This window comes from Rhodococcus sp. 27YEA6 (assembly GCF_044908235.1).
Lineage (GTDB): Bacteria > Actinomycetota > Actinomycetes > Mycobacteriales > Mycobacteriaceae > Rhodococcus_F > Rhodococcus_F qingshengii.
Window position 1 is genome coordinate 201,813 of sequence record NZ_JBIYCY010000004.1, and the last position, 21,781, is coordinate 223,593.

Annotated in this window: 23 protein-coding genes; 7 read left to right on the forward strand and 16 right to left on the reverse strand. The window is 62.4% G+C overall.

Going from position 1 to position 21,781, the window contains the following annotated elements:
• The first annotated feature begins 163 nt into the window (after positions 1–163).
• Together ABH939_RS13510 and ABH939_RS13515 are read left to right on the forward strand one after the other, a co-directional pair.
• Positions 164–2,023 carry a DUF4012 domain-containing protein gene (locus ABH939_RS13510; RefSeq protein WP_404649712.1) on the forward strand — a complete coding sequence of 620 codons (1,860 nt, stop codon included), beginning with the start codon at positions 164–166 and terminating at the stop codon, positions 2,021–2,023.
• A gap of 182 nt (positions 2,024–2,205) precedes the next feature.
• A complete protein-coding gene (locus ABH939_RS13515; protein ID WP_007732282.1) occupies positions 2,206–3,237 on the forward strand; it encodes an iron-siderophore ABC transporter substrate-binding protein in 1,032 nt (343 codons plus the stop codon).
• 36 nt (positions 3,238–3,273) lie between these two features.
• On the opposite strand, the gene ABH939_RS13520 is transcribed toward ABH939_RS13515, so the two are convergent.
• The 6 genes from ABH939_RS13520 to ABH939_RS13545 form a co-directional block, all read right to left on the reverse strand.
• Positions 3,274–3,777, reverse strand: a complete 504-nt coding sequence (locus ABH939_RS13520; RefSeq protein ID WP_209447512.1) for a GbsR/MarR family transcriptional regulator — start codon at positions 3,775–3,777, stop codon at positions 3,274–3,276.
• Positions 3,778–3,838: 61 nt separating this feature from the next.
• Positions 3,839–5,095 (reverse strand): hypothetical protein, encoded by a 1,257-nt coding sequence (locus ABH939_RS13525; RefSeq protein WP_209447513.1) that lies wholly within the window; start codon positions 5,093–5,095, stop codon positions 3,839–3,841.
• A 34-nt stretch (positions 5,096–5,129) separates the two neighbouring features.
• Positions 5,130–7,121 (reverse strand): glycosyltransferase family 39 protein, encoded by a 1,992-nt coding sequence (locus tag ABH939_RS13530; protein WP_209447514.1) that lies wholly within the window; start codon positions 7,119–7,121, stop codon positions 5,130–5,132.
• A gap of 93 nt (positions 7,122–7,214) precedes the next feature.
• Positions 7,215–7,727: a GNAT family N-acetyltransferase gene (locus tag ABH939_RS13535; RefSeq protein WP_030537087.1), complete on the reverse strand. Its 513-nt coding sequence runs from the start codon at positions 7,725–7,727 to the stop codon at positions 7,215–7,217.
• A 123-nt stretch (positions 7,728–7,850) separates the two neighbouring features.
• A complete protein-coding gene (locus tag ABH939_RS13540; RefSeq protein WP_404649713.1) occupies positions 7,851–9,149 on the reverse strand; it encodes a DUF222 domain-containing protein in 1,299 nt (432 codons plus the stop codon).
• Positions 9,150–9,197: 48 nt separating this feature from the next.
• A complete protein-coding gene (locus tag ABH939_RS13545; RefSeq protein ID WP_054186699.1) occupies positions 9,198–10,091 on the reverse strand; it encodes a dihydrodipicolinate synthase family protein in 894 nt (297 codons plus the stop codon).
• A gap of 71 nt (positions 10,092–10,162) precedes the next feature.
• Between ABH939_RS13545 and ABH939_RS13550 the strand changes: the two genes are divergently transcribed.
• Positions 10,163–11,071 carry a LysR substrate-binding domain-containing protein gene (locus ABH939_RS13550; RefSeq protein WP_209447516.1) on the forward strand — a complete coding sequence of 303 codons (909 nt, stop codon included), beginning with the start codon at positions 10,163–10,165 and terminating at the stop codon, positions 11,069–11,071.
• Between the two features lie 6 nt (positions 11,072–11,077).
• On the opposite strand, the gene nadC is transcribed toward ABH939_RS13550, so the two are convergent.
• The 3 genes from nadC to nadA are packed head-to-tail and all read right to left on the reverse strand — an operon-like array spanning position 11,078 to position 14,555.
• Positions 11,078–11,950, reverse strand: coding sequence for a carboxylating nicotinate-nucleotide diphosphorylase (nadC, locus tag ABH939_RS13555; protein WP_054781898.1), 873 nt, complete (start codon positions 11,948–11,950; stop codon positions 11,078–11,080).
• Complete coding sequence (locus tag ABH939_RS13560) at positions 11,950–13,521, reverse strand: L-aspartate oxidase (protein WP_118605693.1); 1,572 nt, start codon at positions 13,519–13,521, stop codon at positions 11,950–11,952. Before ABH939_RS13560 ends, nadC begins: the two co-directional genes overlap by 1 nt.
• Positions 13,518–14,555 carry a quinolinate synthase NadA gene (gene nadA, locus ABH939_RS13565; RefSeq protein ID WP_003941702.1) on the reverse strand — a complete coding sequence of 346 codons (1,038 nt, stop codon included), beginning with the start codon at positions 14,553–14,555 and terminating at the stop codon, positions 13,518–13,520. The genes ABH939_RS13560 and nadA overlap by 4 nt, the downstream gene beginning before the upstream one ends.
• 102 nt (positions 14,556–14,657) lie before the next feature.
• On the opposite strand from nadA, the gene ABH939_RS13570 reads away from it, so the two are divergent.
• Positions 14,658–15,386 carry an NUDIX domain-containing protein gene (locus ABH939_RS13570; protein ID WP_007733069.1) on the forward strand — a complete coding sequence of 243 codons (729 nt, stop codon included), beginning with the start codon at positions 14,658–14,660 and terminating at the stop codon, positions 15,384–15,386.
• A 14-nt stretch (positions 15,387–15,400) separates the two neighbouring features.
• Here ABH939_RS13570 and ABH939_RS13575 read toward each other — a convergent pair whose 3' ends face one another.
• Both ABH939_RS13575 and ABH939_RS13580 read right to left on the reverse strand, forming a co-directional pair.
• A complete protein-coding gene (locus ABH939_RS13575) occupies positions 15,401–15,733 on the reverse strand; it encodes a short-chain dehydrogenase (protein ID WP_209447517.1) in 333 nt (110 codons plus the stop codon).
• A 109-nt stretch (positions 15,734–15,842) separates the two neighbouring features.
• The gene (locus ABH939_RS13580; RefSeq protein ID WP_209447518.1) at positions 15,843–16,445 is read right to left on the reverse strand and encodes a TetR/AcrR family transcriptional regulator; all 603 of its coding nucleotides are present in this window, start codon (positions 16,443–16,445) and stop codon (positions 15,843–15,845) included.
• An 83-nt stretch (positions 16,446–16,528) separates the two neighbouring features.
• Between ABH939_RS13580 and ABH939_RS13585 the strand changes: the two genes are divergently transcribed.
• Positions 16,529–17,359: an SDR family oxidoreductase gene (locus ABH939_RS13585; RefSeq protein ID WP_065352566.1), complete on the forward strand. Its 831-nt coding sequence runs from the start codon at positions 16,529–16,531 to the stop codon at positions 17,357–17,359.
• A gap of 11 nt (positions 17,360–17,370) precedes the next feature.
• On the opposite strand, the gene ABH939_RS13590 is transcribed toward ABH939_RS13585, so the two are convergent.
• Genes ABH939_RS13590 through bioB form a run of 3 tightly spaced genes read right to left on the reverse strand, consistent with a single transcriptional unit; the run spans position 17,371 to position 19,207 of the window.
• Complete coding sequence (locus tag ABH939_RS13590) at positions 17,371–17,961, reverse strand: DUF2567 domain-containing protein (RefSeq protein ID WP_007733080.1); 591 nt, start codon at positions 17,959–17,961, stop codon at positions 17,371–17,373.
• Positions 17,962–17,972: 11 nt separating this feature from the next.
• Complete coding sequence (locus ABH939_RS13595) at positions 17,973–18,197, reverse strand: hypothetical protein (RefSeq protein ID WP_003941741.1); 225 nt, start codon at positions 18,195–18,197, stop codon at positions 17,973–17,975.
• Entirely contained in the window at positions 18,194–19,207 is a 1,014-nt protein-coding gene (gene bioB / locus ABH939_RS13600) for a biotin synthase BioB (RefSeq protein WP_024487821.1), read from the reverse strand. Before bioB ends, ABH939_RS13595 begins: the two co-directional genes overlap by 4 nt.
• A 164-nt stretch (positions 19,208–19,371) precedes the next feature.
• Here bioB and ABH939_RS13605 point away from each other — a divergent pair, with 164 nt between their 5' ends.
• Positions 19,372–20,028 (forward strand): TetR/AcrR family transcriptional regulator C-terminal domain-containing protein, encoded by a 657-nt coding sequence (locus ABH939_RS13605; RefSeq protein ID WP_007733086.1) that lies wholly within the window; start codon positions 19,372–19,374, stop codon positions 20,026–20,028.
• On the opposite strand, the gene ABH939_RS13610 is transcribed toward ABH939_RS13605, so the two are convergent.
• Together ABH939_RS13610 and ABH939_RS13615 are read right to left on the reverse strand one after the other, a co-directional pair.
• Positions 20,014–20,334: an AzlD domain-containing protein gene (locus ABH939_RS13610; RefSeq protein ID WP_209447520.1), complete on the reverse strand. Its 321-nt coding sequence runs from the start codon at positions 20,332–20,334 to the stop codon at positions 20,014–20,016. The genes ABH939_RS13605 and ABH939_RS13610 overlap by 15 nt on opposite strands.
• Positions 20,331–21,044, reverse strand: a complete 714-nt coding sequence (locus ABH939_RS13615; RefSeq protein WP_064444274.1) for an AzlC family ABC transporter permease — start codon at positions 21,042–21,044, stop codon at positions 20,331–20,333. The genes ABH939_RS13610 and ABH939_RS13615 overlap by 4 nt, the downstream gene beginning before the upstream one ends.
• Before the next feature lie 64 nt (positions 21,045–21,108).
• On the opposite strand from ABH939_RS13615, the gene ABH939_RS13620 reads away from it, so the two are divergent.
• The gene (locus ABH939_RS13620; RefSeq protein WP_030537098.1) at positions 21,109–21,681 is read left to right on the forward strand and encodes a helix-turn-helix domain-containing protein; all 573 of its coding nucleotides are present in this window, start codon (positions 21,109–21,111) and stop codon (positions 21,679–21,681) included.
• Positions 21,682–21,781: the final 100 nt, after the last annotated feature.

The following is a 21,781-nucleotide window of genomic DNA, read 5'->3' on the forward strand; positions in this document are numbered from 1 at the left end:
TTTTCACGAACGTTCGGTGGCTGATCACGTGAATCCATGGGAGCGAACACCACGAACGGCCGAACCGAACCCTACTGTCTCGTCTAAGTTTTCACCACTGGGCCAACACTGCTAGACATGTCGACGCAGCTTTCACGCACTCAAACGTCAGGAGCTTCAGCGGATGAACAACGACACGGTGGGACCAAAGTCCGACGACGATTCCGGGGCTGAGCCGATGGGCTCGGACAACATCCCACCGAGCGGTCCGAAGCGCGAAACCAAGGGGGCGGCCGCATTTCTCCGAAGCCGTAGAACGGCAGTCGCGATCACCGCAACGACGCTGGTAGTGGGCGGTTTCGTGGCATGGCTCGGGTACACGGCATACGAGGCGAAAGACAACCTGGAGGCGGCTCGCGACCACGCACAGTCGGCGAAGAGCGCTCTCCTGGCCGGAGATACGGGAGTCGCAGAGTCTGCCGCGGCGGAAGCCGATCGCGCAGCATCGGCCGCATACGACAACACCCATTCACTCCCCTGGAACATCACCGCCGCAATTCCCGTCATCGGGTCGCCGTTCGAGTCGACGCGCCAGATGACCGAGGTCGTTCAGGGGCTTACGCGTGACGTTCTCGGCCCTGCCGTGACTACCGGAACTTCACTCGCACCAACGGAATTGGTGCAGCCCGGTGGGCGCTTGGCACTCGCACCGTTACGCGAAGCGGAACCGAAACTGGCCGAAACAGCTATCGCCGCGGAATTGCTGTCGTCGCAGGCACAGGAAGTTCCCGAATCGAAGTACCTGGGCCGAGTTAACGATGCCAGAGCAGAATTACAGTCGCAGACAAGCGAACTGGCTACCCTCCTGACGAACACCGCCACCGCGGCGCGCATCGCACCGGCGATGCTCGGCACCGACGGACCGCGCAACTACTTCATCGGTTTCCAGACCAATGCGGAAGCGCGAGGAACCGGCGGCCTGTTGGGTGGATACGGCATCGTCCGAGTCGACAACGGCGCCGCTCGGGTGGACACACTCTCCCCCAACTCCGAACTAACACTGGACAATCAACCGATAGACCTTGGTCCTGACTTCAACCAGCTGTACGGAAACAGTCGACCGACCACCGATTTTCGCAACAGCAACCTCAGCTCGCACTTTCCCTACGCAGCGCAGATCTGGCAGTCCCTGTGGTCACAGGAGTCCGGGGGTGAGCTGGTCGACGGCGCGATAGCGACCGATCCGATAGCACTGAGTTACCTCCTCGAGGCGGTGGGACCAGTAGAGATGCCGGACGGAGAGTCGGTCACCGCCGACAACGTCGTTGAGTTGACCGAGTCGACCGCGTACGCACGCTTTCCCTCCGACAACAAGGCACGAAAGCAGTATCTGCAGACAATCGCGGCCCGTGTCGTGGCGAAGATGACCGGGAACATCAAGTCGCCGAGCGCATTACTGGAGGCTCTGGGCAGAGGTGTCAGCGAGGGCAGAATCGCAGTGTGGAGCTCTCACCCCGACGAACAATCGGTTCTTGCCGACACCGTCCTCGGGCACACCATTCCCGATGATGCGGCTCCGTATGCCGGTGTGGTGATCAACAACCAAGCCGGCAACAAGCTCGACTACTACCTCACACGAGAAATCGACTACACAGCCCAGACGTGCACCGGCGACACTCGAAAGACAACGGTCACCGTTCGACTGACCAACAACGCGCCCGACGCCGACCTGACCGAATATGTCAGCGGGATCGTCGACAACCCCGGACGACTGCCCAATGGCACCAATGTGGCTGCAGTCACTCTGCTTGCGACAGCCGGCGCCAAACTCGATGCCGTCTCCGTGGGTGGACAGATTTCGTTTGCCGTCAACGGAACTGAACAGGGTCACCCGGCCTACATGACCAGGGCCGTCATTCCGCGAGGCCAGACGGTTGAGCTGAAGTTCGATCTGACCGAGCCCACAGCCGAGGGCGAAGCTCGCGTACCGGTCCAGCCGCTGGTCGACGACCCGAAGATTACCGTCGACGTGCCTACCTGCTGAGCTTGACCGGCAAACGTCGACGAGGCCCCTGGCATGTCGCCGTTTGTCGGGCTCGTGAACTTTCAGCAGATTTGAAACTTTGGCGAAGGCTAGCCTATGCTTCCTGACGCGCCTGGAACCGGCCGTCGGCTGCGATCCGTCGGAGTCTCACTCCTCGGCGCATCGACAACGGAAGGTTCCCCATGCGATACGCCCGTGTGCGCTCACTTCGCCGAACTGTGGCGCTGAGTGGATTGGTCATTGCCGCCCTGGTAATCGGCGGATGCAGTAACAACGACACCGCAACCGAATCGAGCAGCAGCGACTTCGAAACCGTCACCATCGAAAGTGCGCTCGGAAACGCCGTCATCACCGAAAAGCCCGAGCGAATCGTGACTCTCGGCATGGGGTCGGCGGAGACCGTAATCGCGCTCGGCACGATCCCCGTCGGCGTCGAAAAGTACGCATGGGGCAGCGACGACACCGGGTATCTGCCGTGGGTCCACGAAGCGGTCACGAAGCAAGGTGGCGAACTGCCAGAGCAGTTCACCGGCGGAACCGATCTCAACATCGAGGCGATCATCGCTCTCGAACCCGACCTGATCCTCGCCCCGTGGTCCGGCATCACACAGCAGCAGTTCGACTCACTCAACGCGTTCGCGCCGACCGTCGCCTACGCCGAGAGCCCCTGGACCATCACGTGGGAAGACCAGATCAACGTCATCGGCAAAGCCATGGGCGAATCCGAGAAGGCGACAGCCGAAATCGACAAGATCAAGTCGCAGTTCGCGGAATCGACTGCAGCACATCCGAACTACGCCGACGTCAGCTTCTCTTTCATCTACAACACGGGCCCAGGAACCCTCGGCGTCTTTTTCGCCGAAGAGCAGCGTGTGGCCATGGTCCGCGCACTTGGCCTGCAGGTGGATCCCGTCGTCTACACCTTGACGGAATCCGAAGGAACAGACTCCGCCGTCATCGGCCTCGAGAACGCAAACCTCCTCGACAAGTCCGACCTGCTCTTCACCTTCTACTCGGACCCGGCCAACCGGGCCGAGATCGAAGCGCAGCCCGCTTACCAGGCAATCCCCGCTGTGGCTCGGGGAACTGTCATCGCTCCGACCGAACAGCCCTTCGTCACCGGTTCCTCGATGATCAACCCTCTGACCGTGCCCTGGTCGCTCGAGCGCTACGTGCCGATGATCGACGAGGCAATCGCGAAGCTGAACAAGTGATGTAGATCAGCATCGTGCGATCGAGAAACCCGCGTCCTATTCGGACGCGGGTTTCTTGCCGTCGCGTTCAGCTTTGAATCGCATCCACTCACTGCTCAGCATGCGATTGTCGATGATCCACCCCATGTAATCTCGCATGTTGAGCACACGAATGTACGCGGGACCGTTGGGATTTGCGTACTGCAGGGCCTCGGTCGCAAGCTTGCGTTGATTCTCGAGATACACGTGCTCTGTTTCGAGGAATCCGCCCCACACGTCGGAATCCATGACGTAGTAGTGAGTCCGATCCCGAGGCTTGCGCGTGAGCTTGACGAACCCCCGTTCGATCAACCGACGAATGTAGATGGACACCGATCCGCGACTTGCTCCGAGTGCCTGCGCCAACTCTTCGGCGCTGACCCCTGGCGACTCGCTGATCAACAGATAGCCAGCAATACGTCCTTCGATGCGGGCCCCACCGCCGGACTGCCAGTACACGGAGAACTGATCGATGAACCAGGTGGAGAAATCGTCACCGCGAGCAGGGCTGGCATCGCCCATTCGTTGAGCCTCCGACGTCTCTGGGTACGAACAATTCGCCACTATTGTGCCAGCACCACCGTCACCGAGCCGAAATCACCAGCCCTGGAGTGGTTGCGATGAACTCGAGCTGTTCGATTGTCAAAGGCGACGCCGATGTGGAGCCAGCCGATGTCACGAACTGGGTCACCACTACTGTTTCGCCGGAGGGGTGAACAACCCGGACCGTGTCATCGCCCGAGCCATCGGGATCGACCAGGCGAGTCACGGTGGTGGAGCCTGGCAACGTCAGTGTGTCACCCGGTTCCGGCACAGCGGTACCAACTGATATTTCGACATCGCTGCTGCCGTCCGCTGTCGAGGCGACGATCCGCTCGCACACTCCTCCCTGTCCGTAATCATCTGGAACCAACGAACCGAGCGGGCGCTCCAAAGTGACGCCTGCCGCGCCGAGATCCTTCCAACGTGCATCGAGCAACTGATTCAGTCGGTCGATATCCATGCGCGACGCAGGTGGACCGGCATTCACAGAATCGGTGTAGCAGGATGCCATCGGCGGCGGCGTCGAGTCTGGAACCGGCGCAGTCACCGCAAGCCCCGGCGCGGTCGCTAACGCGATCAGTTCGTCCATCGTCAAGAGCGGGGAAGCATCCGACGAAGTTCCGGTCGACGTGTCGACGCTGGCAACAACCCGGGATCCATCACCGAGATACGCGACGACTCCGCGCTCGCCCCCGACTTCCGAACCGTCTTTGTCTTCGAAATCGGCTCTGTCCTCGAAATCGGCGATGTCGAGCACTGTTCCGTTTTCGAGATGCTCCCGCCGATCCACCAGACCCTCCAAGCACGGCGGCACCGGCTGATCCCATGCACGCACCTGAACCGAGATATCCGCAGTCCGCCCGACGCGAGTCAAGGTTCCCTTCGCCGACGTAGAACCGCTGAACTCGATCGGGTCGACCCCGTCAGGAAACGAGGCACCCCGGTAATTCTGGATCGGCGCAAACTCGAGCGATTTCGATGGACTCGCAAATGCAACGTCGACATCGGAAGGCAGCGATTCGAGTAGTGCGTCGCTCATGGCGGTGGCCTTCGGTCCCGAGAACCATGGATAGTCCGGGTCGTCATAGCCGGGCTCACCGGCAAAACCGTAGTTGATACGCACCGGCGGACCCGGCGATGCCACCGAATCGCAGCCGGGAATCGACGTGCCCGTGTCTTCGTTCGTCACCGCCGCGACAACAGTTCCCAAGGCGACGATCGAGACGATCACCAGCCCGTCACGCCAGGTCCATTGCTCGCGGCGACGGTTCGACTCGTGTGCGGTGCGCCCAGACATTTCTCGATCATTGCCTACGGCAACAACTACGTCGCTATCCGACATACCCGCTGAGGTCGTAGATCGTGGAATTTCCCACCGTTGTCGACGTGAAATTCGCTTCGACCCATTCCTGGATGACACTCGACGTGCTGTCCCCGCTTTGGCCCTCTCGCTGGCTTCCGCCCTGGCCACCGGCAATGTAGTAGTGAATTTTTCCGTCTGCCACGTACTGGATGAATTGATCCAATGTCGGGGCGGGATCGGAACTCCAACCGCCGATCGCCATCACCGCGGTATTGCTGGCCAACTCGTAGGTTGCTGCGCTTTGCGAGCCGTTGGTCGCGGCCGACCACGTGGTGCCCGCATTGACCAGCATTGCCGTCAACTCGGAAGTACTTTCGCTGCCGCTACTCAGTTCTTGCCCGTTCGACGCCGGATTTACAGTCGCGTCAGAAGAATTCGGCGGAACATCACCGTTTTGCAGCTCTGGGCCCCCACCCATACCTCCTCCCCCGCCCCTTCCGGAGTCGGACACGGCGCCGGTCGGTCCGGCCGTCGGGATGGATCCGCCGTGCGCTGTTGCGGCAGTGGCAATCGCGTAAGACGCAGAACCGGTTATCCCTGCCAACGATCCAAGAATCAATCCAGCGACAGCGAGCTTGCGGAATCGATCCTTGGCTCCCACGAGAACCAGGATCGCGCCGACGACAGTGCCCGCCAACAGAATCCACTTCAGCATCGGCAGCCAGTCGGCATTGCGGTGCAACAACACCCAACTCCAGATTCCTGCGGCCAGCATCGTCGCAGCCAAGCCGCAACGTCCGATCCAACGGGCACGGACCAACCACAGAGCGTATCCACCGGTCCCGATCATCCCCGCGACGGCGGGCGCCAGCGCAACTGTGTAATAGGGGTGGATCGTGCCGGACATGTAGCTGAAGATCAGGCCGGTAACGAGAAACCAGCCACCCCAAAGGATCAACGACGCACGGACAAGATCTGTGCGCGGTGCGCGCCCACAGGCGAGTAAGCCGAACACCAACGCAATCAAAGCCGCAGGAATAAGCCAGGAAATCTGGATACCCATCTCGCTGCCGAACAGCCGTTCGAGTCCGGCACTTCCCCCGAAGCTCGAACCTGCACTGCCACCGGCCATTCCGCCACCGCCACCGGTGCTCCCGAAAAGTCGACCCAATCCGTTGTATCCCACTACCAAGTCCATGACGCTGTTGTTGGTCGATCCGCCGATGTACGGGCGAGAATCAGCGGGCCACAGCCACACTGCCAACACCCACCACCCAGCCGATATGACAACGGACGCAGCACCGATCACCAGGTGGACCAGGCGAGTCCGCAAGCGCACCTGTCCGGCGATCAAATACGCGGCACCAAATGCAGGCAACACCATCAGCCCTTGCAGCATCTTGGTGAGAAAGGCAAACCCCAGCGCTACTCCTGCGAGCGCCACCCACATAGCGGCTCGACGACCTATCGCCGTGCACATGGCGCGAATAACGAAGTAGCCGGCGAGAGTCATGAGCAGAACCAACAGTGCATCAGGATTGTCGAACTTGAACATCAGGGCGGCAGCGGGCGTAGCTGCCAAAACAGCTCCCGCCACCAAACCCGCAGCGGGCGACGCCACTCGTTTGACGGCCGCATACACGAGCGCAACCGATCCGACGCCCATCAACGCCTGCGGAACTAGAAGACTGGCACTCGAGAATCCGAAGATTCGTCCGGACACACCCATGACCCACAATGAAGCGGGCGGTTTGTCGACCGTGATGAAATTCGAGGTATCGAGGGACCCGAAGAACCACGCTTTCCAATTCTGGGAGCCGGCCTGCGCCGCTGCAGCGTAGAAGGTGTTGGCGTAGCCACTCGCGGTCAGATTCCACAAATACAGGACTGCCGTTGCTGCCAACAGGATCGTCAGCGCCAATCCCGTACTGCGCGTGCGGAACCACGACGGCGAGGGCTCCGCGCGATGGGCAGTTGGTGCCGGCCGCTGACGCGGGGCCGGATGCAGAACGGCGGTCATCAGGAAGTCCCTTCACGAGTTACTGTCCTGCCAACGATCGCGTCTCCAACCCTGGCGGCACTGGGAGCCGCCTGGAAAGTTGCTGTGAATGGATCAGGTCAGGGAGCGCTCGAACAGCACGACGCTGAACCACCCGTTGTCGGCATCGTCTCCGAAGTCACGACGCCCTACCTCGGCGAAACCCGCGTCTCGGTAATAGCGGCGCAACCGCACGTTGGTTTCTACACAATCGAGCCGCAGGTACTGCGCGTTCTCCTGCGCGGACCGTCGATGGGCCCAGACGAGTAAGCGTTCGCCCAACGAGGTGCCCGAGAATTCTCGATCGATAACCAATCCGTGCACGTAGCCGGCAGGATCGTTCGAATCGGGCCAGACCACGGGGTCTGACCAGATCAACCGCAGGGCACCGACAATCCTCGACTGTTCCCGGTCTCGCGCAACAAAGAACTCCCCTCTCGAAATCTGCTCCCCGACCTGCTCGACAGACACTTCACGCGGGCGCCACTGGATGATTCCGCGTTCTGCCAACCAGTCTTCTGCCGCGTGCCGCAGCGCCAGAATCTCCGGCCCATCGGTCTCGACCGCTTGCACAACGTCGACAACCATATGACCTCCCCCATATCTGCAGCCGTTCACAACAACACGGCCTCCAGGCCCCAACCCGGGTGTATCTCCGAGTTGAAGCCTATCGGCGTGAAGTTGTGCGCCTGAACGGGTGTCACCACTCAGTCAGGTTTTGAATGTGGTGTTGGCCGGTCGCGGGTGCTGGCCGGGGTCGATCGAGGGCGGCGGGATGAACCACGGTTTGTTGTCGACCCCGATCCGGATCACCCACTTCCCGACGAACTCTGATTTGCGGTGCATCAACCGATGATGTGAACGGCACAGCAGGACCAGGTTGTTCATCACCGTCGGGCCGCCGTTCGCCCAGTGCCGGATATGGTGCGCATCCGTCCAGGCAGGCACACATGTGCAGCCGGGGAACGCGCAGCCCTTGTCCCGGGCGATCAACGCCACTCGCTGTTCGGCGGTGACCAACCTCTTTCCTGGTTTCGCATCCAAGGGCGCGCCGTGATCGTCGAGCAGGACGGTGGAGAGGAAGCAGTCGCAGCCGAGGAGTCTGGTCTGCGATACGGACAGTGGTCCGAGCCACGGCATGTGCCCGACATCAAGATCAGACAGAGACTCTTCACCATCGGAGGGCGCGGCGGCACAATCCCGATGCTCAGCCAGATCCCGAGCATTGATGTGCACATTCACATGCGGACGCTGACCACCATCGGTACCGGCCTTCGCGCAATCGAGATAACGCCGGATCAGTTCCGTGAACCCATCCGCAGTCCGCTTCGCCGCCGACCGAGAATCCGGCGTCCCATCCGGTGCCGGGGTCGGCATCGTCAGATTCGACAACGCCGACAACAACATTTCCCCGCTGAGGGCATCGAAATCCCCACGCACCACCACCCGACCGTTCAACGTCGAGGCAATCCGCAACTCATTGAGATCGACATCCTCGGCGGGCGGAATCTCATCCGATTCGAACAACCGCTCCAACGTCGCGATCACGTTCCGCACCTTCGTGGTCGTCGCCTCCACACCCGACGCAGCAGCCAACAACAAATCGATGCACTTCGGTAATGCCTCCTCCGGCATCCCCTTCGGCGGTGACTCACAGAACGCCACGATCAACACCGCATGCTCGAACGAGCAATCCCCGCCATCGAACCGAGCAGCCACCGCCGGAAACGGCCGCAAAGCCGCACCCAGCGCGGCGATCTTCTTCCCGTCCCGAACCTGCAGCATCGTGTTCGCCGCCAACCACGAACCGACACCGCGACTGGCAATCACCTGATCATCCGGGCGCAACGACAAACCGTCCACCACCGCCACACGCACCGCCTCGAGACGCAGAATCTCAGCACTCGCCTCGACAGCAGCAGCACGCAACTCAGAAGCAGACAACTGCCACAACCGTCCGCGCAACCCCACCGCAGAACCCGACACCACATCCGACAACAAGACACTCATTGAATCCCCCGATCCCCTCCCCAAATCATACTCGAACACCCGTTCGAGTCAAGAGTGGTAGACCTCGAGCGCCCGCGCTACCGATTCGTCACCCGCAGGTAGCAACGGCAGTCGCACATTGGGAGTCGGAATCTGTCCCAACGCATGCAATACGCCCTTGATCACAGTCGGGTTCGGTTCGGAAAACAGAGCTCCGGACAGCTTCGACAAACTCCGCCCGAGGTCACGGGCGCCGTCCACATCGCCACTGTCCCAAGCTTTTACCAAGCGGACGAACTCAGCGGTCGACACATGAGCGGACGCCAAGATGCCACCGGCCGCACCCAAGGCCAGAAGAGGCGCGAGAAACAGATCATCCCCCGCCAGTACGGCGAAGTCGCCTGGAAGATCCGCGAAGAGTTCGACGGCAGCTGCGTCGATACCGCCCGCGGCATACTTCACACCAACAACCCCGGGCAAAGTACCCACCTCCTGCATAGTGCCGCTGTCCAGATCGCACGCAGTTCGGTACGGCACGTGATAGACGATCAGCGGCACTGGGCTCGACGACTGCAGATGCGCGAAATGCGCCACCACACCGGCTTTCGACGGCCTCGTGAAGGAGGGAACCGGCACCAAGGCCGCCGAGACCTCAGGCCACCGAGCCAGCCTCCCGAGCGCCTGCGCACTGCCCGCCGTGTCGTTACTGCCCGCGCCGACGATCAACGTCGCACCTCTCGCACGGCACACATTCGCACAGATATCCAGAACGGTCACTCTCTCCTGCTCGGTGAGTGTTGCGGCTTCCGCTGTAGTCCCCAGCGCAACGAGTCCGACCGCACCCTCGGAGAGGACCTGGTGCGCAAGCTGTTCGAGTGCATCGGTTGCAATACGACCGTCGCTCTCGAAGGGCGTGATCAGTGGAACATGGATTCCGGCCAGGTCAACTCGAGTCGTAGTCATAGAACTCAGCCTCACCGAACAAACCTTGTAGGTCTAGTTCGCATTTCCATCGTCGAGCGTAAGCTGAGCTGATGCTCGATGTTCGTCGACTGAAGCTCTTGCGCGAACTAGCGCTGCGCGGAACCATCGTTGCCGTTGCCGAGGCGCTGTCGTTCAGCCCCTCCGCGGTGTCACAGCAGTTGGCCGTCCTCGAACATGAAGCCGGCGTGCCGCTGCTGGAACGAACAGGCCGTCGCGTCCGACTCACACCCGCCGGTGAGAACCTCGCACGTCATGCCGAAGCCATCCTGCAACGCCTGGAGCAGGCGTCAGGTGAATTGGTCGACGCACGTCGTGGACTGGCGGGGCCGCTGCGCATCGGAACGTTCCCGACCGCGGCACGGGCGATCCTCCCGGCGGCATTGATCGCCCTGTCTCGCGAGCATCCCGGGTTGGAACCGATGGTTTCGGAGATCGACCCGGCGGACGTCGCCGACGACCTACGAGCTGGGACTCTGGACTTGGCATTGATTCACGACTACGACTTCGTCCCTCGCCCCACCGAACCGGGCCTGACGACATTGCCGCTGTGCAGCGAAGCCGTGTACCTCGCATCGAGTGACATCGAGTCAGATCCCCACGACGCTGTCGCATCGCTGACCGACTGCGTAGAACGTCCCTGGATTACCGCAATTCCCGGAACTGCTTGTCATGCAATGACTATTCGCGCATGCCAGGCAGCTGGATTCACCCCGAAAGTGCGACACCACATCGACGAATTCGCCACCGTTCTCGCCCTCGTCGCTGCGGGACAGGGTGTTTCGCTGGTTCCTGAACTCGGAGCAATCCATCCGCCGCTAGGTGTGCGCCTGACGCCGATGCCCATTCGACGAAGGACCAAGATTGCACACCGAGCGGGCTCCGACGCTCACCCGGCAGTCGCAACCGTGACAAACGCGCTTCGCTCGGCCGTCCCACAACTGCTGGACGCCGAGCAATAGCGACACCTACATGTCGAGCCCGAGGTCGAGGACCGTCACCGAGTGCGTCAAGGCACCTACAGCGAGGTAGTCGACGCCGGTTCGGGCGTACTCTGCGGCAACGTCGATGGTGAGACCACCGGATGACTCGAGTTTGGTTTCTGGAGCAACAGCGTCTCGGCGCTGGACCGCGATCTGCGTCTGCCACAGCGGGAAGTTGTCCAGCAGAACAAGTTCCACATTCTCCGCCAGCACCTGATCGAGCTGAGTGAGGTTGTCGACCTCAACTTCGCACTCGATGTCCGGGGCGAGCTCACGGACCGCACGAAGTGCTGCGACCACCGAACCGGCAGCAGCAACATGGTTGTCCTTGATCAACGCCGCGTCGCCCAATCCCATACGGTGGTTGACGCCTCCGCCCACGTGGACTGCATATTTCTGCAGAGAACGCAGTCCGGGCAGCGTCTTTCGGCTGTCCCGCACTTTGGCATGAGTGCCGGCAATGGCGTCGACCCACTGTGATGTCGCCGTGGCGATTCCCGAGAGATGGCAGACGAGGTTGAGCATCGTGCGCTCTGCCGTGAGAAGTCCGCGGGTGGGCGCGACAACGGTGAGCACCGATTGACCTGGCGCAACCCGAGTTCCGTCGGCCACCCGATCAACGACCTCGTAGTTACCCGCGCCGATCACCTCGTCGAGAACAAGCAGTCCGACGTCGATGCCGGCGACAGTACCCGAGGAGCGTGAGACGACCGACGCCTTCGCGACCGCATCGGCGGGAACCGTTGCGGTAGAAGTGATGTCGGGTCCATAGCGCAGATCCTCGTCCAGAGCGAGCCTGACCAAGGTGAGCAGCTCGTCACGGTCGAGCGGCGAGGGCAGGATCTTCTGCTCGGTCATCAATGAACTCCTGTCAACAACATGTCGGGTATTTCGAGCGCTCCATCGGCACCCATCTTGATCCGAGTGCTGCGACGCTGATTCGGATCTGTTTCAGGATAGTCGGTGCGGGTATGGCAGCCACGGCTCTCGGTTCGCGCCACGGCCACGTCGACCAATGCAGTCGCGGTCAACGTGAGCGCCGCGTCTTCGAGGTCCGGAGCAGCCACCGCCACTGTCTGTTCGGCGTCGGCAAGCGCGGCTCGCGCAATCTGGAGACCGCCTCCGTCGCGAACCACCGACGCGTGTGCCGTCATGACGGACTGCACGGTCTCTCGCGGCAGGATCGGCATCGGCTTGCGCACCACGTTGACCACTTCGGCATGAACCTCGCGACGCTCGGCAGCTGCGATTCCTGCACGCTCCCCGACTACCAAACCCTCGAGAAGGCTGTTGGACGCAAGACGATTCGCGCCGTGCAATCCCGTGCGAGCCACTTCGCCTGCTGCGTAGAGACCAGGCACTCCCGTTCGTCCATGGACGTCGGTGGCGACTCCGCCGCACGAATAGTGCGCGGCCGGAGCGACCGGAATTAATTGGGTGCGTGGATCGATGCCCGCTTCGAGGCAGGACGCCGTGATGGTCGGGAATCTCGAATCGAAACCGTCGAGCTTGCGAGCGTCGAGATAGACGTGATCAGTGCCGAGAGCGCGTAGGCGTGCTGCGATTGCCCTCGAGACCACGTCACGCGGGGCGAGATCACCCAGCGGATGAACACCTGCGGTGACCGAATCACCGTTGGTGTCGACAAGAATCGCGCCCTCGCCGCGGACCGCCTCACTGATCAGGGGTCGGCGGCCTACCCCGCCCGGAGTGAAGAGCACCGTCGGATGGAACTGAACGAACTCCAGGTCCGCAATCGCCGCACCGGCTTCGAGTGCCAACGCGATTCCGTCGGCAGTCGCTCCGGGCGGATTTGTGCTGCAGGCATACAGCTGACCGAGTCCGCCGGTAGCGAGCAGCACCGCGGGCGCATGGATCACTCCGAGGCCTTCCGGCGAGGAGACGATGAGTCCGCACACCCCACGCCGGTTGGTCACCACCTGGACTGCCGCTGCACCGAACAGAACGGGGAGCCCGGCAGCATTGAGAGCCCGCTGCACTTCCGCGCCAGTGGCGTCGCCGCCGGCATGGATGATCCGACGCGTGCTGTGCCCACCCTCGCGGGTGCGCGACACCTCGCCGTCTCGCCCGCGATCGAAGACCGCTCCCAACGCGGCCAGCGCAGCAACAGCGTCGTGACCAGCTTCGACGATGGAATAGACGGCTTCCTCGTCGCACAAACCGACGCCGGCCTCACACGTATCCGAAACGTGCGACTCGACGGAATCGGTATTCAGATCGTCGACGACCGCGATGCCGCCCTGCGCGTACTGAGTCGCGGTGTCCGTCGGACCGCCCTTGCTGACCGTGAGTACTTTCAGTCCCCGCAGAGAAGCGGTGCGCGCAGCGGTGAGGCCCGCGACACCGCCTCCCACGACGACCAGGTCGGCATGAGCCTCCCAGGCGAAACGCCCGGCAGGGCTGGTCACTCGCCGCCGCCCGGATTACCGATCTCGATCATGCGCTGCACCGACTTCTGTGCACGCTTGGCCATCTCGAGATCGACGTGGACCTCGTCCTTGCCCTCGAGAAGGCAGCGAAGCAACGCGGCAGGCGTGATCATCTTCATGTACGGGCACGACGCGCGGTCGTTGACGGCCTGGAAATCGACGTCGGGCGCTGCCTTGCGCAACTGGTGCAGCATCCCGATCTCGGTCGCGACCAGAACCTGCTTGCTCTTGGTGACGCGGGCAGCGTCGAGCATTCCGCCGGTGGAGAGAATCTTGACCTTGTCCGCGGGGACCGCGCCTTCACCTGCTAGGTACAGAGCCGAAGTAGCGCAACCACATTCAGGGTGCACGAACAGCTCGGCGTCCGGGTGCGACTTGGACTTGGCCGTCAGCTCGTCACCGTTGATGCCGGCGTGCACGTGGCACTCGCCAGCCCAGATCTGCATGTTGGTACGGCCCGTCACGCGCTTGACGTGAGCTCCCAGGAACTGGTCCGGCAGGAACAGAACCTCGCGGTCGGGATCGATCGAGTTGACCACGTCGACCGCATTGGACGAGGTGCAGCAGATGTCGGTGAGACCCTTCACCTCTGCGGTTGTGTTCACGTACGACACCACCAGGGCGTTCGGGTTGTCGGCCTTCCACTCACGAAGCTGCTCGGCATTGATCGAGTCGGCCAGAGAGCAGCCGGCTCGCTCGTCCGGGATCAGCACAGTCTTGGACGGCGACAGGATCTTCGCGGTCTCGGCCATGAAGTGCACACCGCAGAAGACAATCGTGTCCTCGGGCGCCTCGGCAGCGATTCGCGACAGCGCCAGGGAGTCACCGACATGATCGGCGACGTCCTGAATCGCAGGCAGCTGGTAGTTGTGCGCAAGAATCGTCGCGCCGCGTTCGCGAGCCAGACGTTTGATCTCAGCGGCCCACTCGGGGGTCGCTTCGACTCCGTTGTATCCGCCGGGGCCGTCGTGAATCTGCGAGGCCGATCCCTCCCATAACGTCGTGGTCGTCATGGCGTTCTCCTTCACCGTGAACCCGGGCTCGTCACCCAGTTCAAATCCGGACGGGCTGGCCCGGATTTCCGTATTCGAGGTTTTCGACTTAGGATCGAAAACGTGCCCAATAGTAACACCACCCACGAAGTGCTTGCAGCGGTGTTCCAAGTTCGCACCTTCCCCGCAAGCATCGCCGCAGGTGACGGCGATCACTGCCCGCAAGGTCGTGAAGAGTTGGCCGTGCTGCTGTGGCAGCGTGCACTCAACCCACAGAAGGGCACGTGGTCCCTGCCCGGGGGCACTCTGCGCGACGACGAGGACCTGACGACCTCCGCTCGACGACTCCTCGCCGAGAAGGTCGACCTACGAAAGGTCGCCCACCTCGAACAGCTCTCCGTCTTCAGTGATCCACAGCGCGTGCCGGGTCCGCGCCGCATCGCGTCGACCTTCCTCGGACTCGTTCCCCTCAGCGCCGACCCACAACTGCCACCGGACACGGCCTGGCACCCCGTTTCGAAGTTGCCGGAGATGTCGTTCGACCACGGAACCGTCGTACGGCACGCGCGCAATCGACTTGCCGCGAAACTCTCGTACACCAACATCGCATTCGGGCTGGCCCCGGAAGAGTTCGCGATGTCGACACTGCGCGAAATCTACTGCGCTGCCCTCGGTTACCAGGTCGATGCCACCAATTTGCAACGCGTGCTGGGGCGTCGAGGCGTTCTGACTCCCACCGGCAACACCGCACCGTCCGGCAAGTCGGGTGGACGTCCACCCGCCCTGTACCGTTTCACCGACTCCACCTTGCGGGTCACCGACGAATTCGCCGCACTACGGCCGCCAAGCTGACACCGATCGCACTGTCAGGCAACAGCTTCGAGACTTCCGCGCTGCAACCACACCGAGGTCACGGCGCCGGCCGGATCGATGACCCGGTTGATTACACCGAACCGAGTCGTCACCCGATCGAGAATCCGATCGGCCTGCCAACGATCCGTCGGATCGGCGACAATCGCAAAGAAGCGATGGGCAGGTTTTCCCGCCATGACGCGAACCAATTCGGTGACCGTCCGCGCCGTGACTGCCACGCTCCAACCAGCGTCGAGAAACTCGGCGGCCGTGCGCGCACCGTGCTCGAATCCGATGTCCGTGACAAGTACAACTCCCCTGTTGGCGGCGCTCTCTGAAACACTCATTGCCGAACCTCCACTCGGAATCAATCTTCTTGACTCCTATGTAAGTCCGCAATCTTGTGCTTCCCTTGTGCTGGTTCTGTGAGAACTCTGGGGAATTGCGCGCCCCACCTCAGACAGCCCTGGAAAGGCCCGCCCAGAAGACCGTCGAGGCCGCGTTCACCACCTCGCCCACCGGCACGTCGCCCAACATTCCGCCCGCAGCAAGCGTCGCGACGCCGTGGAACGTCGCAAAGGCAACCAGCGCAATACTTTCCGGATCACCGGCGGCAATGTCACCTGCGGCCTGAGCTTCCGAAACGAGCCGGACGGTCAGGTCCATCGTCGCGTGCCCCGCGTTGACGACAGTTTCGGCGGCGCCCGGCGCATGCTTGTTGCTGTACATCAGAGAGAGCAGGCCCGGATGCTCCAGCGCAAAATCCACGTAGGCATTGGCGAGCGAGGAGAACCGGGCCCTCGCGGTCGGTGGAGCATCCGCGACTGCCCGCTCGAGCGCACCGGTCATCCGATGGAATCCACTTTCGGCCAATGCATCGAGCAAAGCCCGGCGATCACGAAAGTGCTTGCCCGGAGCCGCGTGGCTCACGCCCGCCTCACGCGCGAGTTGCCTCAGCGACAACTTGTCGACGCCATCTCGTTCGAGTGTTGCTTCGGCCGACGCCAGGAGTTCCTGTCGCAGGCTGCCGTGATGATACGGCTGTTCGTGGGCGGGCATGGTGGCACCATATCAAAATGTTGTCATTGACAACTATGGTGTCAGTGCCTACATTTGGGATCACCCGAACCGAAGGAGCCACCATGGCCATCGACGTAGCCGGAACCACCGTCCTCATCACCGGAGCCAGCGCTGGGCTCGGAGTGGAATTCGCTCATCGCTTTGCCGCTCGCGGCGCAAACCTGGTTCTGGTCGCCAGGCGGGCCGACCGCCTCGAGGCACTCGCCACCGAACTCCGTGGCGCCCACGGCATCATCGTGACAGTCCTGCCCGCCGACCTGGCCGCACCCGGCGTCGGTGCATCGCTGCACCAGGAGCTGACAAACCGTGGCATCACCGTCGACTCGCTGATCAACAACGCCGGATTCGGAACACACGGGGCATTCGTGGACGAAGATCTCGAGCGCGTCACGTCCGAGATTCAGCTCAACATCGCCACGCTGGTCGAGCTGACACACACATTCCTGCCCGACCTTCTCACCGGCCGCGGAGCACTGGTCAACGTCGCCAGCACAGCGTCGTTCCAGCCGACACCGGGCATGGCCGTCTACGGCGCGTCCAAGGCGTTTGTACTCAACTTCACCGAAGCACTCTGGGCCGAAGCTCGCGGCAGCGGATTGACTGTATTGGCGGTGTGCCCCGGTCCGACGCGCACCGAGTTCTTCGACGTAGTCGGCTCCGAAGACGCGGCGGTCGGGCGAATGCAGACGGCAACTCAGGTGGTGGACACCGCTTTCCGCGCACTGGATCGACGCTACGCGCCGCCGACCGTCGTATCGGGACTGCCGAACTGGGTGTCCTCGATCAGCACTCGCTTCGCAACCCGCCGGTTGGGCGCGCTGATTTCCGGGCGACTGTTGGGTGACGTGCGAATGAAAGCCGAAACCAAGCGCTCGTCGACCTCTGCGGCGTAGCGACGCAACAGTTACGGAAGTTTCGGCTGGCTTTCGACTTCGGCCTGTTCGGTGTCGGTGGCCGGATCCCCAGATTCCGGATCCCCGGATTCCGGGTGGTCCCCCACCCCGAGGTCGTCGTACGGATTGAGCACTGCAAGAACCAATGTCACGACGCACGCCGCGAGCGGCTGAAACAGAAGCACGAGCAAAGTTCCGACGTTCGGGGCCCGCGCGATGATCTCCCCGACCGCCGGATTGTCGGCCGTGGGGAAACGCAGTTTTGTCACGCCCGAACCCACGAGTGCCATCAGTCCGGTACCTGCCACTGAACCGACTATCAACCCGCCCAGGGCATAAGGACCTCGACTCAGGCGTGCCAACCAGGCCGCCACCGCCGACAGCACACCGACGATCAGTGCCAGCCAGATGAACACGGCGCTCGCGTCGAACTGATGAAGGCTCTCACCCGTCAACGCGACGCCGCGCCCCTCGGACACCACCAACAGGTGCTCGGCCGGAGCCAAGAACGCCCACAGCACACCGACGAGCACGCTCACGCCCGCAATGGTTGCGGCGATCACGATCGCGGTGCGCAGACGAATCTGCCGAAGAGAGATCACACAGAGTGACGCTACCTGCGGGCGACGTCGATCGAGTCGACGACACCGTGTCGGGAGCATTTCGCCCACCATCCGTCAGGGCTGACCTGAACGATCATGCGGCGCCCGCACTGCTCGCAGAAGCGAGGAGGCTCGAGCCCCATCGACGCCGCAGTCGGCGTCGGATCGTCGACGCCGTCGACGATCCGACGCCCGGTGAACGGGTTGTACCGCTCCTCGGTCACCGGAGTGCTCACAGAGTGTCGTTCAGTGCTTTGATCGGCATCTGCAGATCCACCAACAAATCCAGATCCTTCTCGGCGGGACGTCCGAGGGTCGTCAGATAGTTGCCGACGATCACGGCGTTGATTCCGCCGAGGATGCCCTGCTTGGCACCCAGGTCGCCGAGAGTGATCTCGCGTCCACCCGCGAAGCGCAAGATCGTGCGAGGTAGCGCGAGACGGAATGCCGCCACGGACTTGAGCGCCTCGCTGGCGGGCAGCACGTCCAGATCACCGAACGGGGTACCCGGACGCGGGTTGAGGAAGTTGAGCGGGACCTCGTCCGGCTCCAGTTCAGCCAGGTTGGCCGCGAATTCTGCGCGCTGCTCCAGGGATTCGCCCATGCCGAGGATTCCGCCGCAGCACACTTCCATGCCTGCTTCACGAACCATCCGAAGCGTGTTCCACCGCTCTTCCCACGAGTGCGTGGTCACGACGTTCGGGAAATGCGACTTCGAAGTTTCCAAGTTGTGGTTGTACCGGTGCACACCCATGGCGGCCAGTTGGTCGACCTGCTCCTGGGTGAGCATGCCAAGCGAGCAGGCGATCTGGATGTCGACCTCGTTGCGTATCGCCTCGATGCCTGCGGCAACCTGAGCGAGCAACCGGGCGTCGGGTCCGCGGACGGCGGCCACGATGCAGAACTCGGTAGCGCCCGACTTCGCAGTCTGCTTGGCAGCTTCCACCAAGCTCGGGATGTCCAACCACGCCGCGCGAACCGGCGACTGGAAGAGTCCGGACTGCGAGCAGAAATGGCAGTCCTCAGGGCAGCCGCCCGTCTTCAGGCTGATGATGCCCTCGACCTCGACCTCCGGTCCACACCACTTCATACGCACATCGTGGGCGAGAGCCAGCAGGTCTTCGAGCCTGTCGTCGTCGAGTCGGAGTACGTCGAGCACCTGGCTTTCGGTCAGGCCAACTCCTCTTTCGAGAACTTGCTCGCGCGCCTGGTCGAGGATGTCGACCGTCGCAGGGGCCGTGCTAATCGGGGGCGGGGTCACAGACGTCTCCTTCGAAACCAGCAAAATTGAACACCGTACAAGTTGAACGGTGTTCACGTTAGAGACGTGGTGGAATACTGTCAAAGGCGGGTCCGATCGACATCCGATCGCGAGCGGTCCACAGCGGGACGAAACGAGGGGAACAACAAGTGCAGTTGCGACGCGGCGACGTGCTGGACGGCGCCATGGCGATACTCGACGAGTTCGGACTTGCCGACCTCACGATGCGCAGGCTCGCAACCTCACTAGGCGTCCAACCCGGCGCCCTGTACTGGCACTTCCCGAACAAGCAGACCTTGCTCGGCGCGGTCGTCGACAAGATCCTCGAAGACCTCGACGCCCCCGTCGACGCGGACACGTGGCAAGAAGCGTATTCCGAACTGGCACACAGACTTCGGTCTGCCCTACTGGCGCACCGCGATGGCGCCGAGTTGGTCAGCGCCACCTTCGCTTCGCGGATGACGAACAGCAAGGTGCGCGAGCATTTCGTACAAGCCGGGCAAGAATCCGGTCTCTCACGCGAGCACGCCCAACTCGCGGCGTACGCCCTGCTGTATTACGTACTCGGCCATACCGTGGACGAGCAGTCCCGAGCGCAGATGGAAGAAATGGGGGCACTGACCAGAGCACCCATTTCCCCCGACTCCCCCGAGGTGATCGGCGGCGGTTCCGACGAGGACCTCCTCGACGGCGATCCGACAGTGCGCTTCCAGTTCGGCCTGGACCTGTTCATCGACGGCATTCGCACTCGCCTGAATTCGATCCCCGATTCAACGCCCATCGAATCGGCTCTACGACACTCCTGACAGTCGGAGTACTGCAGTAGTGCCGGCCGCGACAATCACCACGACCACCAACGGCGCCTTGAACCAGGCGCAGATGCCTCCGGCCACCACGCCGAGCATCCGCGCCGGCCCCGCAACGTCATGCCCGGTGAAGACCGTCGATGTCACAACCACTGCGAGCAGCAGCACCACGACAGCACGATCGAGGGTTTTCTCGGCGAAGCCGGAGAGCTTCACCCGAGCGCGGAGCAGAACGCCACTTGCCCGCAAAGCGTAAGAACCGCAAGCGAACACGACGATACCGATCCAGACCGACACGGTATTCATCGAACCTTCTCCCGGAACGGTATCGTCACCGCGATACTCAGCAGCGCTACGAGCGGCGCGGTACCGGGCGGCAGGAACGGCGACGTGGCCACCGCGACTGCTGCACCGATCAGGGCGGCAAGCAGCGTCACCTTCTCCTTCAGCGCAGGAAAGACAAGGGCCAGAATGACAACCGGAAACGCGGCATCCAATCCCAACGCGCCGGGGTCTCGGACGACGCTGCCGAGCAGCCCGCCCAGGAGAGCTCCGATCGGCCACGACACCGCGATCCCGATTCCACAGAACCAAAAAGCCGCACGCTTGCGCTCCACCGATTCCTGCGCCATGGCGACCGCGACGCTTTCGTCGTTGACCAGGTGCGCGCCGACCAACTTGCGCCAGCCCGAGCCCCTGCGCCAGCCTGAATCTTTGTAGCGATCCCTGCCGAGGAATGATCCTGCCGACATCCCATAGGCGAAGTTACGGGAGTTGATCAACAAGCCCGCCACAACAGCAGCGGTGGCACTGCCTCCGGCTGCGATGATTCCGATGAACAAGAACTCCGAAGACGCTCCCAGAACGAGTACAGCCAACGCCAAAAGCTGCCACAACGAGAATCCAGCCGATCCTGCCGTCACACCGTAGGACACACCGACGATGGCCACGGAGAGACAGATCAGCACGCTCACCCGAACCGTGTCTCGATCAACTGTTCGCCATAAAGAACGCATGTATTCTATGTTGAACGAAGTGACACCGTTCGTCAAGTAGAACGATCGATCGGAGAATCGAACGATGCCCAGTAATGAAACGGATACAGCGGAGACTCCTCAGAAACTGGTCGCCGTCGCACTCAAACGCGAACGTGCCCGAGCAGGCTTGAGCCTTTCGGAGGTCGCCAGGCGCGCCGATATCGCCAAGTCCACACTCTCCCAACTCGAATCCGGACTCGGAAATCCGAGCCTCGAAACTCTGTGGGCACTCGGAAACGCATTGGGCGTGCCGTTCTCACAACTCGTCGACTCTCAGGCACAGACCGTTCAGTTGATTCGAGCCGGAGAAGGTCCCGCGATTGCGTCGGCAAACGCGTCGTACATCGCGACACTCTTGGCGCCGAGCCCACCGAACGCACGACGCGATCTGTATCGGATAGTCGCCGAACCGGGCGAGCCGCGTATTTCGACTCCGCATGCACGCGGCACCACCGAACACGTCGTGATCGGCACCGGACGGGCGGAGGTCGGGCCCACTGCAAATCCGATCGAACTCGGACCGGGCGATTATCTTGCTTATCCCGGCGACGAGGAGCACATCTTTCGGGCGCTCGAGCCCGGGACGACAGCGATCTTGGTGTCGGAACACACCTGAGCCGCGATGAGTTTCGCCGCTGCGGGAAGTCTGTATCTGGGAGGTGATGTGGCCAGAGCCTCGATTGCCGAAGACAGTAACGACCGACAGCAGGAGGACC